General features: G+C 62.6%; 15 protein-coding genes. 10 read left to right on the forward strand and 5 right to left on the reverse strand.

Translation table 11 applies throughout. The features are described from left to right. Positions 1 to 38 precede the first annotated feature (38 nt). Positions 39 to 1,253, forward strand: coding sequence for a phosphoserine phosphatase SerB (gene serB / locus HNO86_RS02415; RefSeq protein ID WP_175375438.1), 1,215 nt, complete (start codon positions 39 to 41; stop codon positions 1,251 to 1,253). 63 nt (positions 1,254 to 1,316) lie between these two features. On the opposite strand, the gene asd is transcribed toward serB, so the two are convergent. From asd to HNO86_RS02430, 3 genes are read right to left on the reverse strand one after another with little or no spacing between them, the layout of a single operon-like run. Continuing rightward, positions 1,317 to 2,177 carry an archaetidylserine decarboxylase gene (asd, locus tag HNO86_RS02420; protein ID WP_175375439.1) on the reverse strand — a complete coding sequence of 287 codons (861 nt, stop codon included), beginning with the start codon at positions 2,175 to 2,177 and terminating at the stop codon, positions 1,317 to 1,319. A gap of 17 nt (positions 2,178 to 2,194) precedes the next feature. Then, on the reverse strand, positions 2,195 to 3,010 hold the full coding sequence (locus HNO86_RS02425; protein WP_175375440.1) for a rhodanese-like domain-containing protein: 816 nt from the start codon (positions 3,008 to 3,010) through the stop codon (positions 2,195 to 2,197). Positions 3,011 to 3,053: 43 nt separating this feature from the next. Further along, on the reverse strand, positions 3,054 to 4,592 hold the full coding sequence (locus HNO86_RS02430) for an HDOD domain-containing protein (protein WP_175375441.1): 1,539 nt from the start codon (positions 4,590 to 4,592) through the stop codon (positions 3,054 to 3,056). A gap of 166 nt (positions 4,593 to 4,758) precedes the next feature. Here HNO86_RS02430 and motA point away from each other — a divergent pair, with 166 nt between their 5' ends. Together motA and motB are read left to right on the forward strand one after the other, a co-directional pair. Further along, a complete protein-coding gene (gene motA / locus HNO86_RS02435; RefSeq protein ID WP_175375442.1) occupies positions 4,759 to 5,610 on the forward strand; it encodes a flagellar motor stator protein MotA in 852 nt (283 codons plus the stop codon). 162 nt (positions 5,611 to 5,772) lie between these two features. Next, positions 5,773 to 6,801 (forward strand): flagellar motor protein MotB, encoded by a 1,029-nt coding sequence (gene motB / locus HNO86_RS02440; RefSeq protein WP_175375443.1) that lies wholly within the window; start codon positions 5,773 to 5,775, stop codon positions 6,799 to 6,801. Positions 6,802 to 6,907: 106 nt separating this feature from the next. Here the strand turns inward: motB and rsgA are convergent, their stop codons facing one another. After that, entirely contained in the window at positions 6,908 to 7,939 is a 1,032-nt protein-coding gene (gene rsgA, locus HNO86_RS02445; RefSeq protein ID WP_175375444.1) for a small ribosomal subunit biogenesis GTPase RsgA, read from the reverse strand. A 109-nt stretch (positions 7,940 to 8,048) separates the two neighbouring features. Here rsgA and orn point away from each other — a divergent pair, with 109 nt between their 5' ends. Next, the gene (gene orn, locus HNO86_RS02450) at positions 8,049 to 8,591 is read left to right on the forward strand and encodes an oligoribonuclease (protein WP_175375445.1); all 543 of its coding nucleotides are present in this window, start codon (positions 8,049 to 8,051) and stop codon (positions 8,589 to 8,591) included. 127 nt (positions 8,592 to 8,718) lie between these two features. Continuing rightward, positions 8,719 to 9,330 carry a trimeric intracellular cation channel family protein gene (locus HNO86_RS02455; RefSeq protein ID WP_175375446.1) on the forward strand — a complete coding sequence of 204 codons (612 nt, stop codon included), beginning with the start codon at positions 8,719 to 8,721 and terminating at the stop codon, positions 9,328 to 9,330. Between the two features lie 29 nt (positions 9,331 to 9,359). Here the strand turns inward: HNO86_RS02455 and queG are convergent, their stop codons facing one another. After that, positions 9,360 to 10,424: a tRNA epoxyqueuosine(34) reductase QueG gene (queG, locus tag HNO86_RS02460; RefSeq protein ID WP_175375447.1), complete on the reverse strand. Its 1,065-nt coding sequence runs from the start codon at positions 10,422 to 10,424 to the stop codon at positions 9,360 to 9,362. A 64-nt stretch (positions 10,425 to 10,488) separates the two neighbouring features. Here queG and HNO86_RS02465 point away from each other — a divergent pair, with 64 nt between their 5' ends. From HNO86_RS02465 to miaA, 5 genes are read left to right on the forward strand one after another with little or no spacing between them, the layout of a single operon-like run. Then, positions 10,489 to 11,988 carry an NAD(P)H-hydrate dehydratase gene (locus HNO86_RS02465; protein ID WP_175375448.1) on the forward strand — a complete coding sequence of 500 codons (1,500 nt, stop codon included), beginning with the start codon at positions 10,489 to 10,491 and terminating at the stop codon, positions 11,986 to 11,988. Next, positions 11,976 to 12,446, forward strand: coding sequence for a tRNA (adenosine(37)-N6)-threonylcarbamoyltransferase complex ATPase subunit type 1 TsaE (gene tsaE / locus HNO86_RS02470; RefSeq protein WP_175375449.1), 471 nt, complete (start codon positions 11,976 to 11,978; stop codon positions 12,444 to 12,446). Before HNO86_RS02465 ends, tsaE begins: the two co-directional genes overlap by 13 nt. Continuing rightward, complete coding sequence (locus HNO86_RS02475) at positions 12,447 to 13,877, forward strand: N-acetylmuramoyl-L-alanine amidase (RefSeq protein WP_175375450.1); 1,431 nt, start codon at positions 12,447 to 12,449, stop codon at positions 13,875 to 13,877. Next, on the forward strand, positions 13,874 to 15,784 hold the full coding sequence (gene mutL, locus HNO86_RS02480; protein ID WP_175375451.1) for a DNA mismatch repair endonuclease MutL: 1,911 nt from the start codon (positions 13,874 to 13,876) through the stop codon (positions 15,782 to 15,784). Before HNO86_RS02475 ends, mutL begins: the two co-directional genes overlap by 4 nt. Beyond that, the gene (gene miaA, locus HNO86_RS02485; RefSeq protein ID WP_175375452.1) at positions 15,784 to 16,755 is read left to right on the forward strand and encodes a tRNA (adenosine(37)-N6)-dimethylallyltransferase MiaA; all 972 of its coding nucleotides are present in this window, start codon (positions 15,784 to 15,786) and stop codon (positions 16,753 to 16,755) included. Before mutL ends, miaA begins: the two co-directional genes overlap by 1 nt. Positions 16,756 to 16,777: the final 22 nt, after the last annotated feature.

A 16,777-nucleotide genomic window follows, 5' to 3' on the forward strand; every position in this document is an offset into this window, starting at 1 on the left:
GGTAGAATGCGGTTTTTTTCCACTTGCGGGGGTGCGCCTTGCGCGAAATCGTCCTGATAAACATCACCGGATCCGATCGTCCGGGTCTGACTGCGGCCATTACCGGCGTTCTGGCCCAGGGTGGTGTGAACATTCTCGACATCGGTCAGGCGGTGATCCACGACACCCTGTCGTTCGGCATCCTGGTTGAAATTCCCGACACCGAACAGGGCAAGTCGGTCCTCAAGGACATCCTGTTCAAAGGTTATGAACTGGATCAACAGGTGCGCTTCACGCCCGTTTCCGAGCAGGATTACCAGCAGTGGGTCGGCAACCAGGGCAAGAAGCGCCACATCGTGACGCTGCTGACCCGCAAGGTGACCGCCGGTCAATTGCAGGCCGTGAGCTCGATCACCGCCAAGTACGGCCTGAACATCGATCACATCGATCGCCTGTCCGGGCGCATGCCGCTGGATACTCCGGCCGACAAGGGCAAGGGCTGCATCGAGTTTTCCGTGCGTGGCGAAGCGGCCGATCCGCAGGCCCTGCGCGCCGAATTCCTCAGCGTGGCCCAGGAGCTGAACGTCGACATCGCCTTCCAGGAAGATTCGCTGTTCCGTCGTAATCGCCGTCTGGCGGTGTTCGACATGGACTCGACCCTGATCGAAGCCGAAGTCATCGACGAACTGGCCAAGGCCGCCGGCGTGGGCGACAAGGTCTCGGAAATCACCGAGCGGGCCATGGCTGGTGAACTGGATTTCCGGGCCAGCTTCAAGGAGCGCCTGGCCTTGCTCAAGGGCCTGGATGTCAGCGTGCTGGACTCGATCGGCGCTTCGTTGCGTCTGACCGAGGGCGCCGAAACCCTGTTCGCCGAACTCAAGCGCCTGGGCTACAAGACCGCCATTCTGTCAGGCGGCTTCACCTACTTCGCCAAGCAATTGCAGGCCAAGCTGGGCATCGATTATGTGTTCGCCAACGAGCTGGAAGTGGTGGACGGCAAGGTGACCGGTGTCGCGGTCGAGCCGATTGTCGATGCGCAGCGCAAGGCTGATCTGCTCAAGGAGTTGGCGGTCAAGGAAGGTTTGCGTCTGGAGCAGACCATTGCGGTCGGCGACGGCGCCAACGATTTGCCGATGCTGGCGATTGCCGGACTGGGCGTCGCGTTCCGCGCCAAGCCGCTGGTCAAACAGTCGGCCAAGCAGGCGATCTCGACCCTGGGGCTGGATGGTGTGCTGTACCTGCTGGGCTTCCGCGATCGCGACGGGCAGCTCTAACACTGCAAACCCCATGTGGGAGCTCGCCACAAAGGCCCGCTCCCACATGGGTTTGCGTCAGACTCAGGCCTTTGGCGTGCCCAGGCCCTGACCCATCTGCACCGGCGATCCCGCCGCCAGTTCTTCAGCCCATTTCACCTGATCCGGCCCGAACAGCACGACAGCGGTCGAACCCAGTTTGAAACGACCCAGCTCCGCACCTTTTTCCAGGTGGATCGGCGCGCGGGCGGCCTCGTCGTAGCGGAAGGTTTTCAGTTCGCGCTTCGGTGGAGTGACCAGGCCAGCCCATACGGTTTCGATCGACGCGACGATCATCGCACCCACCAGCACCACGGCCATCGGCCCGCGCTCGGTGTCGAAAATGCACGCCACACGCTCGTTGCGGGCGAACAGTTCCGGAACGTTTTCGGCGGTGGTCTGGTTCACCGAGAAAATCCGCCCGGGGATGTAGACCATTTCACGCAGAGTGCCCGCCAGCGGCATGTGCACGCGGTGGTAGTCCTTCGGCGACAGGTAGATGGTCGCAAAATCACCGCCCATGAACGGCGCGGCGTTGGCGGCGTCGCCACCGAGCAACTCCAGCACGCTGAAGCTGTGGCCCTTGGCCTGGAACACGCGACCGTGTTCGATCGGGCCGAGCTGGCTGATCGCGCCATCGGCCGGGCTCAGGATCGCGCCCGGGGTTTCGTCCAGCGGACGCGCGCCGTCTTTGAGGGCGCGGGTGAAGAAGGCGTTGAAGTGTTCGTAGGCGGTCAGGTCTTCGACCAGCGCCTGGGACATGTCCACCTGATAGCGCTTGGCGAACCAGGCGGTGAACGCATTCTTGAACCAGCGCACGCGGCACTCGGCGATGCAGCCGGCCAGGCGCGAGAGCAAGTGGTGGGGCAGCAGGTACTGGCTGATGATAAACAGACGCTTGTTCATTAATTGTCCTTAAGACCTTAAATCTCTACAGGGGTGTCGGGATGATTGCCCCATTCGCCCCAGGAGCCGGCGTAGCCCTTGACCCGCGGATAACCGAGGGACTTGGCCACCAGATAAGTGAAGCCAGAGCGATGATGGGTCTGGCAGTGGGTGATGACTTCTTTGTCTTTGCTGATCCCCAGTTGTTCCAGGATCTGCGGCATGTCGGTACGGATGCGCAGGTTGCGCGCCTGATCCATGCCGGCGGTCCATTCGAAGTTGACCGCGCCCGGGATGTGTCCGCCCTTGGCGGCCAGGACTTTCTCGCCGGAGAACTCCAGCGGCCCGCGCGCATCCCAGATCGCCAGGTCAGCGGCGCCGAGTCGGCTTTGCAGATATTCACGGGTAGCGGTGGGTTCGTTGTGCAGGGTCAACGGCACCGGGCCGCCCACCGGCGTCGGGACCTGGATCGACATCGGCAAGCCTTCGGCCAGCCAGGCCGGCAGGCCACCGTCGATGTAGTGGTACTTGTGGTGACCGATCACATCCAGCAACCAGATGAAACGTCCGGCCCAGCCACCGCCTTCGTCGTCATACACCACGTAGACTGCGTCGGGATTATGGCCCAGTTCGCCGAACAGGGCCTCGAGCGCCGCTTGCGGCGGCATCAGCCCCGGCGCGGGCGCCTGGCCGAGTTGGGTGCGTTTCGGGTCGACGAAGCGTGCACCGGGAATGTGCCCTTCGGTGTAGCGGGCGCTGCTGGTCAGGTCGACCAGAATCAGCTCGCGGGATTCGAGGCGAGGGAGCAAGTCGCTCGGCTCGATGACCAGCGGCAAGCCAGAGAAGTCAGACATGTGAGGTCTCCAGAGCACAAAAAACGGGGATTGTAACGCAGGCTTATTTGCCGCGCTGACTAAAGCTGTGCAGTGCCTTCTCGATGCACTGCGCGGTTTTGCCAAAGGCTTGTACGGTGATCTCGGAAAACGGTCCGCCACCCTGATCGGCAACGACGATCATGATCACCCGGCCGTTGTTGACCAGCGATCGCATCAACAGATGTTCACCGCCGAACTGCGCCCGCAGGCCGTTGGGCAGGCGCGCGGAAAATTGCGCGTTGTTGTCCGGTGTGATCCGCACCTGCGCCTGTTGCGCCAGCAAACGTTGCAGCACGTTGCTCTGGCTGACCACGAAATTCAGGCCGGCGGCTTCCTTTGGCAGGCCCGCCGTCTGGTGGACCCGCAGGTTGGCGTGGGTGCGGTCGGCCATCAGGATCATCACCCGTCGCATGCCGCAGGCAATCAGGGCATCGCGGGCCGAGGTGGTCAGGTGCATGGCGTTGGTGAAGCGGCTCGGTTCGACCAGTAGTTCGGCGCACTGGCTGCGCCACTTGGCCAGGTCTTCGGCGGTAGGCGCCGCGGCCGGCAGCAGGCCGGCATGGACCCGGTTCGTGCCCCATGGCCAGAGCAGCGCGACGGCGGGGTGCCACAGGTCGGGCATGGCGTGGTGACGCGCACTGTTGGCCGCCTGTTGGTGCAACTGCTGTTGCACCTCGTCCATCGAAATTTGCAGATAAAGGCTGGTCAGATACTGCCAGCGCTGGCTGTGCGGGCTGTCCCAGGCCTGTTGCGCCGAGAGCGCCAGTCCGTTGGCCAGCAGCACGGTGTTGGCCGGCTGATTGAGCCAGGTGCGCAGGGTCGGGTCTTCGTCCAGGCGGTTCTGCTGGCGCAGCGGGTGTTCGCTGTCGCGGGCGATGCGCAGCACTTTCACCAGTTCCCGTTGCTCGCTCAGCAGCAGCTTGTAACCCTGCTGGACCCAGATCGGCAGGCGCCAGAGGTCCACCATCGCCAGGCCGATTTTCAGCAGGCGCACGCCAAACAGCTGTTTTTCGACTTTGCGTGCCGACTCGCCCTTATGGATGACCCGCAGCTCCCAGTCCTCGAGCAACTGCGGATGGGTCAGCGCCAATGGCCACAATGGCGAAAGAAACAGCAGGCTGCCCCAGTGGATGTCCTGCCACAGCCGCGCCAGGCGACTGGCGAAAAAGCCGTTGGCCTGTTGCGTGGCGTGCTGGCTGATCATCTGCAGTTGGCGCAGGGCCTTGGGGATTTCGTTCTGGGGCACGGCGGGCAGGCGTTCGAGCAACTCTTCGGTGCGCTTGAGGCCCAGGCGACTGATCGCGACTTCGAGGTTTTCCGCAGGCTCGCTCAAACTGCCGTGGTTGTGCCGGTTGGCTTCGCGAAAGATGCTCAGCGCCAGGGCGGGGCTGTCCTGCATCAGTTCGGCAATGTTGCGCAACGAGCTGCGACTGTCGCGGATCGCCCGGCAGACACGGTCGTGGCTGGCCTGGGGAATCGGCAGTCGCACGCCATCCAGAAGTTTGACCCAACCTTCGAGGGTTGTCGGTTTTTGAGTCGCAGCGTTGGTTTCGTTAGCCATGTCTGGAGGCGATCATCGTCAGCATTCCCGGGGCCCAGAGTGGGTCAAATTGGCTTTTCGCCTGAACTGCCTTTAGTCTGGCGCAGTTTTGCCGATAAGTAGAAGAAGAGATTTATTAACTTCCGAATATGACCTTGAACCCGACTCAGTAAGTGCTCCCCTACCTATGGCTAAAATAATCGGCATCATCGTCGTATTCGCGAGCGTGCTCGGCGGATACGTGCTTTCCCACGGCAAAATCGCCGCCCTGATCCAGCCCTTCGAGGTCATGATCATCGGTGGTGCGGCCCTAGGCGCATTCCTGCAGGCCAACCCTGGCTATATGACCATGCACGTGCTCAAGAAGTCCCTGAGCATGTTCGGTTCGCGTTTCAGCCACGCCTTCTATCTTGAAGTGCTGGGCCTGATCTACGAGATCCTCAACAAGAGTCGTCGCGAAGGCATGATGGCCATCGAAGGCGACATCGAAGATGCTGCCGCGAGCCCGATCTTCGCCAAGTACCCTTCGGTCCTGAAAGACGAGCGCATGACCGCGTTCATCTGCGATTACCTGCGCATCATGTCCTCCGGCAACATGGCTCCCCACGAACTCGAAGGCCTGTTCGACATGGAGCTGTACAGCCTCAAAGAAGAACTGGAGCATCCTTCCCACGCGGTCAACGGCATCGCCGACGGCATGCCCGGCTTCGGTATCGTTGCGGCGGTACTGGGTATCGTGGTGACCATGGCTTCCCTGGGCGACGGCGACCAGAAGTCCATCGGCCTGCACGTAGGTGCGGCACTGGTAGGTACCTTCTTCGGTATTCTCGCCGCCTACGGCTTCTTCGGCCCGCTGGCCCATTCCCTGGCCCACGATGCCAAGGAAGAACTGAACATCTACGAAGCCATCAAGGCGTCGCTGGTGGCTTCGGCTTCCGGCATGCCGCCGTCGCTGGCCGTGGAGTTCGGGCGCAAGGTTCTGTACCCGGCGCACCGTCCTAGCTTCGCGGAGCTGGAACAAGCGGTTCGCGGTCGATAGTGCTTTGTTTCGCAAATACGTTCCTTTTTTGGCGAGTGGCTGGTGTCGCCAGACAAGGCGCCGCGACGAGTCATAGCTCGCTATGGCGAGGAGCGGCAACGCCGTATGGCGACAACAGACACCGTCAAAAAGGAACAGTATTTGTGAGACAGAGCACTCTCCATGGAAAATAACCAGCCGATTATCGTCAAGCGCGTCAAGCGCATCGCCGGCGGGCATCACGGGGGCGCCTGGAAAATCGCCTTCGCCGACTTCGCCACGGCGATGATGGCGTTCTTCCTGGTGTTGTGGCTGCTGTCCACCGCAACGCCGGAGCAGAAGATCGCCATCGCCGGTTACTTCAAGGACCCGATCGGCTTCTCCGAAAGCGGCACGCCTTACATCATCGACCTGGGCGGCACGCCGACCCTGGCGCCGGAAAACACCCTCAACCCCGAGGTGAAGTCCCAGCCGCAGCCGGACAAGGTCACGGTCGACGCCGAACAGGTCGAAGGCATGGCCGAGATGGTGGAGAAGGAGCGTCTCGAACTGTTGCTGCAGGAATTGCAGAACAAGGTCGAAGAGAATCCGCAGCTGCAGAAGTTCAAAGACCAGATCATGTTCGAGATCACCCCGGACGGCTTGCGCATCCAGATCGTGGACGCCGAGAACCGGCCGATGTTCGACTCGGGCTCTGCGCGTCTGAAACCGTATTTCGAAGACATCCTGCTGGCCATGGCTGACACCATCAAGGCGGTGCCGAACAAGATCAGCATCAGCGGTCACACCGATGCCAAGCCGTACAGCGGCACCGGCGACTTCGGTAACTGGGAGCTTTCGGCCAACCGCGCCAACGCCGCTCGCCGTGCGCTGGTGGCGGGCAGTTATCCGGATCAGCAAGTGGCGCGGGTCGTGGGTTATGCATCGTCGGCGCTGTTTGACCGCGAGCATCCGTTCAATCCGGTCAACCGTCGTATCGACATCATCGTGCTGACCAAGAAGGCCCAGCGGGCCATCGAAGGTTCGCAAGGCGCGGAACCGGCTCCGCAGACGCCGCCGGCAACACCGGGCGCAGAACCGGCTGCGCCACCTGCCGATCCGAACGCGTTGCCGGCGGACAAGGAGCCGTTGCCGGCCCATGAGCTGCGCGAGCGGTTGAACCTGTTCGACAACCCGCCGCCAAAGCCGGGTGAGGCGCCGAAGCAGCCTTGACGCTTTCCCTGTAGGCGCAGCCTTCGGCAGCTCCTACAGGGGGAATGCATTCAGAAACGAAAAAGCCGCGAGATCATCGCGGCTTTTTCGTTTCTAAAACCAAGGCTCAGTAGCCATTCTCCGGCAGGCTGGCGATGATCGAGCGGTAGCTGTTCATCCGCTGTTGCTGCACGCGGCCGTCTTCCAGGGCCTTGAGCAGGGCGCAACCGGGTTCGCGGTCGTGCTTGCAGTCGCGGAAGCGACAGGTGCCGAGCAGGTCGTTGAACTCGATGAAACCGGCCTCGACATCGGCACGGCTGACATGGCCCAGGCCGAATTCACGGATGCCCGGGGAGTCTATCAGCTCACCGCCGCCGGGGAAGTGGAACAAACGCGCGGTCGTGGTGGTGTGGGTGCCCTGGCCGGACAGCTCGGACAACGGCCCGACGCGGGTTTCGACGTCCGGCAGCAGGCTGTTGACCAGCGACGACTTGCCGACGCCGGACTGGCCGACGAACACGCTGATGCGTCCGTCCAGCTTCTGTTGCAGCAGCTCCATGCCGTTGCCGTGGTGGGCCGACACCTCCAGCACCGGATAACCCAGGGTGCGATAGACGCCCAGCAAGGCATTCAGCGCCGGGGCGTTATTTTCGTCGATCAGGTCGTACTTGTTCAGCAACAGCAGCGGCTTGATGCCCGCGTGTTCGGCGGCGACAAGGTAGCGGTCGATCAGGTTGGCGTGGGGCTCGGGCAGCGGCGCGAACACGATGACGATCATGTCGACGTTGGCCGCCACCGGCTTGAGCAGGCCGCGGCTGTCCGGACGGCACAGTTCGGTGTGGCGCGGCAGTTGCGCGACGATCACGCCGATGCCCTGGTTGCCGGCACGCCAGACCACCTGATCGCCGGTCACCAGCGCCGGCAGGTTGGCGCGCAGGTAGCAACGGAACACTTGGCCTGCGTGTTCGCCATCGCGGGCCTCGACTTCGACCTGCACACCGAAGTGCGCGATCACCAGGCCGTGCTGTTCCGGGCCCAGATCACCGCCCTCCAGTGCCTGGACAGCCGAGGACTCGCGTTTGGCGGCGCGGGCAGCGCGTTCGCCCTGAATCTTTTCGATGCGCCAGCTTTGGCGACGATTGAGTTGGCGTTTGGCCATGGGTGTTCCGTATTGAAAGAATGCAGCGATTAGGTAAAACGGCCGCGAGTTTAGCACGCCCGGCCACCGGCCTAGGCTAAACTGCGCAGCATTGCCTAGGAGCCGACACATGCAAAGTTCGCAAAACCTGATCTGGATCGACCTGGAAATGACCGGTCTGAACCCGGACACCGACGTCATCATCGAAATGGCCACCATCGTTACCGACAGTGACCTGAACACCCTGGCCGAAGGTCCGGTCATCGCCATCCACCACAGCGACGAAGTCCTGGCCACCATGGACGAGTGGAACACCCGCACCCACGGCAACTCGGGCCTGACCCAGCGCGTGCGCGAAAGCCGCATCAGCATGGCGCAAGCCGAAGCCCAGACCATCGAGTTCCTGGAAAAGTGGGTGCCACGGGGCAAGTCGCCGATCTGCGGCAACAGCATCTGCCAGGACCGTCGCTTCCTTTATACGCACATGAAATCCCTGGAAAGCTTCTTCCACTACCGCAACCTCGACGTCTCGACGCTCAAGGAGCTGGCGGCACGCTGGGCGCCGGACGTGCGCGACAGCTTCAAGAAGGGCAGCACCCACCTGGCCCTGGACGACATCCGCGAATCCATCGCCGAGCTGCAGCACTACCGCAAGCACTTCATCAAGTTCTGATCTGTAGGAGCTGCCGAAGGCTGCGATCTTTTGATCTTGATCTAAAAAATCGCCCCCCTCGGCAGCGCCTACACAACCCAGTGGTGAAATGCGTAGACTGCGCGCCTTTTTCGCAAGGATCGCCACCATGCTGTTGATGCTCTACCTGATCGCCATCACCGCCGAAGCCATGACTGGCGCCCTGTCCGCGGGCCGTCGCGGCATGGACTGGTTCGGTGTGGTGCTGATCGCCTGCGTCACGGCATTGGGCGGCGGTTCGGTGCGGGATGTGCTGCTCGGTCACTATCCGCTGACCTGGGTCAAGCACCCGGAATACCTGGTGCTGACCAGCATCGCGGCGATGTTCACGGTGTTTACCGCCCGCTGGATGCGCCACCTGCGCTCGCTGTTTCTGGTGCTCGACGCCGTCGGTCTGGTGGCCTTCACCCTGATCGGCTGCATGACCGCCCTGGAAATGGGCCACGGCATGCTGGTCGCATCCGTCAGCGGGGTGATCACCGGGGTGTTCGGCGGTATCCTGCGGGATATCTTCTGCAACGACATTCCGCTGATCTTCCGTCGCGAGCTCTACGCCAGCGTCTCTTTCGCGGCGGCCTGGTGCTACATGCTCTGCCTGTATCTGAACGTGCCGAGCGAGCAGGCGCTACTGATCACGCTGTTCGGCGGCTTCCTGCTGCGCTTGCTGGCGATCCGTTTCCACTGGGAAATGCCCAAGTTCGTCTACAACGACGAAGCCTGATGTTTCTCTGTGTGCGAGCCTGCTCGCTCCTACAGGAGGCCGTGTTGTTTGAGGGCCCATTCGACGTGTTCGCGGACCATTTCCGAAGGATGATCGCGGCGGGCCTTTAGAGCCTCAATCACCGGAATCGTCGACGGCGCATTGCCCAGCCCCACCGCCAGATTGCGCAGCCAGTTCACATAACCCGTCCGACGCAACGGCGAACCTTCGGTGCTGCCGAGAAATTTGTCTTCATCCCACATGAACAATTCGGCCAGATCGGCGTTGTCCAGGTTGTGCCGTGGTTTGAAATCGCTCTCCCCGGACGGCCGGGCAAAACGGTTCCACGGGCAGACGATCTGACAGTCATCGCAACCGAATACCCGATTGCCGATCAACGGTCGCAGATCCTCGGGAATTGCGCCCTTGAGCTCGATGGTCAAGTAGGAAATGCAGCGCCTGGCATCCAGCACATAAGGGCCAACGAAGGCATTGGTCGGGCAGATGTCCAGGCAGGCGCTGCATCGACCGCAATGTTCAGTGGCGTGGGGCGGGTCCACGGGCAGTGGCAAATCGACGAACAGCTCGGCAAGGAAGAAATAACTTCCCGCCTTTCGATTCAAGACCAGGGTGTTCTTGCCGATCCAACCCAGGCCGGCCTGTTCCGCAATGGCTTTCTCCAGCACCGGAGCGCTGTCGACGAAGGCGCGAAAACCGAACGGGCCGATCTGCGCCTGAATTTTTTCTGCCAGTTGCTGCACGCGTTTACGGATCAATTTGTGGTAATCGCGGCCCAAGGCATAACGCGAGACGTAGGCTTTTTCCGGTTGGGCCAGCAGCTGCGCCATTTGGGTGTCGCCCGACAGGTAGTCCATGCGCAGCGAAACCACGCGCAACGTGCCCGGTACCAGCTCTTCGGGGTGCGAGCGCTTGCTGCCATGGGCGCCCATGTAGTCCATTTCGCCGTGGTAGCCCGCCTCGAGCCAGCGTTGCAGGTGCTGCTCGTGTTCGGCCAGGTCCAGGCCGCTGATGCCGACTTGCTGGAAGCCCAGTTCGCGGCCCCAGTCCTTGATGGATTGGGCGAGGGCGGGCAGGTCTGTGGTAATGGCGGGCATGAGGCGAGAGAAACCGGGAGCTGAGGTGCGTATAATTCTGCCAGACATCGGAGCCCGAAGACGCATGCCGCACACTAAAGATGATTTCCCCGACGCGCTGTACAGCGCCGCGCAAGTGCGAGCACTGGATGCGAGCGTGATTGCGGCCGGTACGCCGGGCTTCGAATTGATGCAGCGGGCCGCGCGGGCCACATGGCGCGCGCTGGTGCGCCAGTGGCCGGCGGCGAACGAACTGACCGTGGTTGCCGGGCACGGCAATAACGCTGGCGACGGTTATCTGGTGGCGGTGCTGGCCAAGCGTGCCGGTTGGACGGTACGGGTCTTGGCGGCGGGCGATCCGCAACTGTTGCGCGGTGACGCGGCTTGCGCCCATGCCGAAGCCCTGGGGGAAAAAGTTTCCATCGAGCCCTGGACGGTGCAAGCCGAATTGCGCGGCCTGGTGCTGGACGCCTTGCTCGGCATCGGCCTGAGCGGCGAGGTGCGCGAGCCCTACGCCAGTGTGATTGCCGCGATCAACGCCAGTGGCCTGCCGGTCGCGGCGGTGGATATCCCTTCCGGGCTGTGCGCCGATACCGGTCGCATCCTCGGCTGCGCAGTGCAGGCCGATCTGACCGTCACTTTCATCGGCTTGAAACTGGGCCTGTTCACCGGCGATGCGCCGGATGTAGTGGGGGAGCTGGTTTTCAACGACCTGCACGCCGATCCGCAACTGCTAGAAGCTTCGCCAATCAGCGCGCTGCGCCTGACTTCCGGCAATCTGCCGCGCCTGGCCGCCCGGCCACCGACCTCCCATAAAGGCAAATTCGGCCATCTGCTGCTGATCGGTGGTGATCGCGGTTTGGGCGGGGCGATCCTGCTGAGCGCGCAAAGTGCGTTGCGCAGCGGCGCGGGCATGGTCTCGGTGGCGACTCGCAGCGAGCATGTGCCCGCCGCCCTGGCCAGAATCCCCGAAGCGATGGTGCTGGGGACTTCGTCGGCCAATCAGCTGATGGAATTGCTTCAAAAAGTTTCTGTGCTGGTCGTCGGTCCCGGCCTTGGACAGGCTGCCTGGGGGCGTGGCCTGTTGTCCGCAGCCGCCAACGCACCGTTGCCGCAAGTCTGGGATGCCGATGCGCTGAACCAGCTGGCCGAAGAACGGGTGAATGTGCCCAGGGATTGCGTGATCACGCCGCATCCCGGGGAAGCGGCGCGACTGCTCGGTATCAGCACCGCCCAAATTCAGGCCAATCGCCCGGCCGCCGCCCATGCGCTGAGCAAAAAATACTCGACGGTCGTGATCCTAAAGGGAGCCGGCAGCCTGATCGCCAGTCCCGACGGACGGTTGGCGGTATGTCATCAGGGGCACCCGGCCATGGCCACCGCGGGTTTGGGTGATGTGCTCGCCGGCTTGGTCGGCGCGCTGCTGGCCCAGGGCATGGAGGCTTTCGACGCAGCCTGCCTGGCGGTCTGGCTGCATGCCAATGCCGGTGAGCAACAAGGTAAATTCGGCCGTGGGCTGGCGGCCAGTGATCTGATACCAGCCATTCGTCAGTTGTTGGAGGAGCATGCACCGTGTCTGAAGTAACCCTGTACCTGGCGGATGAAGAGGCGATGACCGCGTTCGGCACGCGTATCGCACAGATCACGAAAGGGCACGGCCTGATTTTTCTCGAGGGCAACCTGGGGATGGGCAAGACCACCCTGTCCCGGGGCATTATTCGGGGGCTTGGGCACGTCGGCGCGGTGAAAAGCCCGACCTTTACCCTGGTCGAGCCCTATGAAATCGGCGACATTCGCGCCTTCCACTTCGACCTGTACCGTCTGGTCGACCCGGAGGAGCTGGAATTCCTCGGTATCCGCGACTATTTCGAAGACGACGCCCTGTGCCTGATCGAGTGGCCGGATAAAGGTGCAGGCTTTTTGCCAAAGCCCGACCTGACCATTACCATTAGCCCGCAAGACAGCGGGCGTTCGCTGAAAATTTTGTCCCAGGGTTCGCGTGGCGAGTCCTGGTGTGCCGCTTTGGCATTGGAATCTATATAGATGATGGGGTTAGGTATGCGCTTTCGCGCGTTGGTTGCTGCCGTTGGGGTGTTGTTTCTGGCTGTAACCGTAGACGCCATGGCCGAGACCAAGGTCAACAGCGTGCGCCTGTGGCGGGCGCCGGACAACACGCGACTGGTGTTCGACCTGAGCGGCCCCGTGCAACACAGCGTCTTTACCCTGACGGCCCCGGATCGTCTGGTCATCGACATCAACGGCGCCACCCTGGGCGCGCCGCTGAACATCAACAGCGCCAATACCCCGATCACGGCGATGCGCTCCGCACAGCGCACACCGACCGACCTGCGGGTGGTCATCGACCTGAAAAAGGCCGTCACGCCGAAAAGCTTCTCCCTGGCCCCGAATGCCCAGTACGGCAACCGACTGGTGGTCGACCTGTTCGATAACCCGGCGGATGCCGCGCCACCGCCTGCGCCAAGCCCGTCGGTGGCCACTGTTCCGGCGGTGCCGGTCACGCCTGCGGAGCCGGCAATCAAGCTGCCACCGGCACCGGCCGGCAAGCGCGACATCATTGTGGTGATCGACGCCGGTCACGGCGGTGAAGACCCGGGTGCTTCCGGCTCTCGCGGTCAGCGTGAAAAAGACGTGGTGCTGCAGATCGCCCGCGAATTGCAGCGTCAGGTCAACGGCATGAAAGGCTTCCGCGCCGAACTGACCCGTACCGGCGACTACTTCATCCCGCTGCGCGGACGTACCGAGATCGCCCGCAAGAAGGGCGCCGACCTGTTCGTTTCCATTCACGCCGACGCCGCGCCTTCGACTGCCGCTTTCGGCGCTTCGGTGTTCGCCCTGTCCGATCGCGGCGCCACGTCCGAGACCGCGCGCTGGCTGGCCGACAGTGAAAACCGCTCCGACCTGATCGGTGGTGCCGGCAACGTCAGCCTCGATGACAAGGACCGCATGCTCGCTGGCGTGCTGCTGGACCTGTCGATGACCGCGTCCCTGACCTCCAGCCTCAACGTCGGCCAGAAAGTCCTGAGCAACATCGGCCGGGTCACGCCGCTGCACAAGCAGCGGGTCGAACAGGCCGGGTTCATGGTGCTGAAGTCGCCGGACATTCCGTCGATCCTGGTGGAAACCGGGTTCATCTCCAACGCCAACGAAGCCTCCAAGCTTGCCGCTTCGAGCCACCAGCAGGCGCTGGCGCGTTCCATCAGCAGCGGCGTGCGCCAGTTCTTCCAGCAGAACCCGCCGCCGGGCACTTACATCGCCTGGCTGCGCGACTCCGGCAAGATTGCCCAGGGGCCGCGTGACCACCGGGTGAGCCCGGGCGAAACCCTGGCGATGATTGCCGTGCGTTATCAGATCTCGCCAGCTGCGCTGCGTAGCGCGAACAAACTTTCCAGCGATGAGCTCAAAGTAGGTCAACATTTGACCATTCCGGGTACGGAACTGGCGGCCAAGGAATGAGTGAGGCCGTGATCAACAGTGCTCGCATCGAGCTGCTCAGCCCACGGCTGGCGAACCAGATCGCCGCCGGTGAGGTGGTCGAGCGTCCGGCGTCGGTGATCAAGGAGTTGCTGGAAAACAGCCTCGACTCCGGCGCCCGGCGTATCGATGTCGACGTGGAGCAGGGCGGCGTCAAGTTGCTGCGGGTGCGGGATGACGGCAGCGGCATTTCCGCCGATGACCTGCCTCTGGCCCTGGCCCGTCACGCCACCAGCAAAATCCGCAATCTGGAAGACCTCGAACAGGTGATGAGCCTGGGCTTTCGCGGCGAGGCGCTGGCATCGATCAGCTCCGTTGCGCGCCTGACCCTGACCTCGCGTACCCGCGATGCCGATCAGGCCTGGCAGGTCGAAACCGAAGGTCGCGAAATGTCGCCCCGGGTCCAGCCGGCCGCGCATCCGGTGGGGACGTCCGTCGAAGTACGCGACCTGTTTTTCAATACCCCGGCGCGGCGCAAGTTTCTCAAGACCGAAAAAACCGAATTCGATCATCTGCAGGAGGTGATTCGGCGCCTGGCCCTGGCACGCTTCGACGTGGCGTTCCATTTGCGCCATAACGGCAAGACCATCCTCAGCCTGCACGAAGCCCGTGACGATGCCGCCCGTGCCCGACGGGTAGCGGCAATTTGCGGGCCCGGCTTCCTTGAGCAGGCGCTGCCGATCGAAATCGAGCGCAATGGCCTGCATTTGTGGGGTTGGGTCGGGTTGCCGACGTTCAACCGCAGCCAGGCGGATCTGCAGTATTTCTTTGTCAACGGCCGTGCGGTGCGCGACAAACTGGTCGCCCACGCGGTGCGCCAGGCCTATCGCGACGTGCTGTTCAATGGCCGGCACCCGACGTTCGTGCTGTTTTTCGAGGTCGACCCGACCGGCGTCGACGTCAACGTGCACCCGACCAAGCACGAAGTGCGCTTCCGTGAAGGGCGCATGGTTCACGACTTCCTTTATGGCACCCTGCATCGCGCGTTGGGTGATGTGCGGCCTGAAGATCAGCTGGCCGCGCCGGTTGCGACCGCCATCGTGCGGCCGACGGGTCTGGAGGCTGGCGAGTTCGGACCCCAGGGTGAAATGAGCCTGGCGGCCAATGCGCTTCTGGAGCAGCCGCAGGCGCAACCTTCCTTCAATACGCCGTCGGGCGCGGGTTCAGGTGGCGGGTATCAGTATCAGTACACCCCGCGTCCGCAGTCCCCGGTTCCTGCCGCTGAAGCGCAGGCGGCCTATCGCGAGTTCTACGCGCCGCTGCCCGAAACCAACGCGACCGCCTTGCCCGCCGGGCAGGGCGATATTCCGCCGCTGGGCTATGCGCTGGCGCAGCTCAAAGGTATCTACATACTTTCGGAAAACGCCCAGGGTCTGGTGCTGGTGGACATGCACGCCGCACACGAGCGGATCATGTACGAACGCCTGAAAATCGCGATGGCCAGCGAAGGCTTGAGCGGCCAGCCGCTGCTGGTGCCCGAGTCGCTGGCGGTCAGTCAACGTGAAGCCGATTGCGCCGAAGAACACGCCGCCTGGTTCCAGCGCCTGGGCTTCGAATTGCAGCGCCTGGGCCCGGAAACCCTGGCGATCCGGCAGATTCCGGCCCTGCTCAAGCAGGCTGAAGCCAACCGTTTGGTGGGCGACGTCCTGGCCGATCTGATGGAATACGGCACCAGCGACCGCATTCAGGCGCACCTGAACGAATTGCTCGGGACCATGGCCTGCCACGGCGCGGTGCGAGCGAACCGGCGCCTGGCGATTCCGGAAATGAACGGTCTGCTGCGGGACATGGAAAACACCGAACGCAGCGGCCAATGCAACCATGGCCGGCCAACCTGGACTCAATTGGGTCTGGATGATCTGGACAAACTGTTCTTGCGCGGTCGTTGATGAGCCAGTTCCCACCCGCGATTTTCCTGATGGGCCCGACCGCGGCGGGCAAGACCGATCTGGCCATCGAGCTCACCAAGGTACTGCCCTGCGAGCTGATCAGTGTCGATTCGGCCCTGGTCTACCGTGGCATGGACATCGGCACGGCCAAGCCATCCAAGGAGCTGCTGGCGGAATTTCCGCACCGTCTGATCGACATTCTCGACCCGGCGGAGAGCTATTCGGCAGCGGATTTTCGCCGCGATGCCCTCGAAGCGATGGCCGATATCACGTCGCGGGGAAAAATTCCGCTGTTGGTAGGCGGCACGATGCTCTACTACAAGGCGTTGATCGAAGGTCTGGCGGACATGCCGGCAGCCGATCCGCAAGTCCGTGCGCAGATCGAAGAAGAAGCCGCGCGCCTTGGCTGGCAGGCCCTGCATGATCAATTGGCGGTGATCGATCCGGTGTCTGCCGCGCGCATTCACCCGAACGATCCGCAGCGACTCAGTCGAGCACTGGAAGTTTATCGCGTCAGTGGTCAAAGCATGACTGACCTGCGCCTGCAACAATCTGCGCAAAGTACTGAAGCTGCGGCTTCGGGACGGCAACAATTGCCCTATACTGTCGCGAACTTGGCCATTGCCCCGGCAAATCGCCAGGTACTGCACGAGCGAATTAAACAAAGATTCACTTTAATGTTGGAACAGGGATTCATCGACGAGGTCGTAGCCCTGCGTGAGCGAAGTGACCTGCATGCCGGGTTGCCGTCTATACGTGCGGTAGGCTACCGACAAGTCTGGGATTACCTGGATGGCAAGCTGACGGCGGCCGAGATGCAGGAGCGGGGAATCATCGCCACGCGCCAATTGGCCAAGCGTCAGTTCACATGGTTGCGCAGTTGGGCTGATTTACATTGGCTGGACAGCCTGGATTGCGACAATCTGCCGCGCGCCTTGAAATACTTGGGGACCATCTCCATATTGAGCTGAGTCCTTGCAATTGCCGTCTATC

Origin of the sequence: Pseudomonas sp. C1C7 (assembly GCF_013359595.1) — a bacterium.
GTDB lineage: Bacteria > Pseudomonadota > Gammaproteobacteria > Pseudomonadales > Pseudomonadaceae > Aquipseudomonas.

Coding starts and splice junctions, on each gene's coding strand:
- queG (WP_175375447.1), bottom strand. CDS start 10,424: ATGCCCGCCATTACCACAGACCTGCCCGCCCTCGCCCAATCCATCAAG.
- HNO86_RS02425 (WP_175375440.1), bottom strand. CDS start 3,010: ATGTCTGACTTCTCTGGCTTGCCGCTGGTCATCGAGCCGAGCGACTTG.
- motB (WP_175375443.1), top strand. CDS start 5,773: ATGGAAAATAACCAGCCGATTATCGTCAAGCGCGTCAAGCGCATCGCC.
- orn (WP_175375445.1), top strand. CDS start 8,049: ATGCAAAGTTCGCAAAACCTGATCTGGATCGACCTGGAAATGACCGGT.
- HNO86_RS02465 (WP_175375448.1), top strand. CDS start 10,489: ATGCCGCACACTAAAGATGATTTCCCCGACGCGCTGTACAGCGCCGCG.
- miaA (WP_175375452.1), top strand. CDS start 15,784: ATGAGCCAGTTCCCACCCGCGATTTTCCTGATGGGCCCGACCGCGGCG.
- asd (WP_175375439.1), bottom strand. CDS start 2,177: ATGAACAAGCGTCTGTTTATCATCAGCCAGTACCTGCTGCCCCACCAC.
- motA (WP_175375442.1), top strand. CDS start 4,759: ATGGCTAAAATAATCGGCATCATCGTCGTATTCGCGAGCGTGCTCGGC.
- rsgA (WP_175375444.1), bottom strand. CDS start 7,939: ATGGCCAAACGCCAACTCAATCGTCGCCAAAGCTGGCGCATCGAAAAG.
- HNO86_RS02430 (WP_175375441.1), bottom strand. CDS start 4,592: ATGGCTAACGAAACCAACGCTGCGACTCAAAAACCGACAACCCTCGAA.
- HNO86_RS02475 (WP_175375450.1), top strand. CDS start 12,447: ATGATGGGGTTAGGTATGCGCTTTCGCGCGTTGGTTGCTGCCGTTGGG.
- mutL (WP_175375451.1), top strand. CDS start 13,874: ATGAGTGAGGCCGTGATCAACAGTGCTCGCATCGAGCTGCTCAGCCCA.
- HNO86_RS02455 (WP_175375446.1), top strand. CDS start 8,719: ATGCTGTTGATGCTCTACCTGATCGCCATCACCGCCGAAGCCATGACT.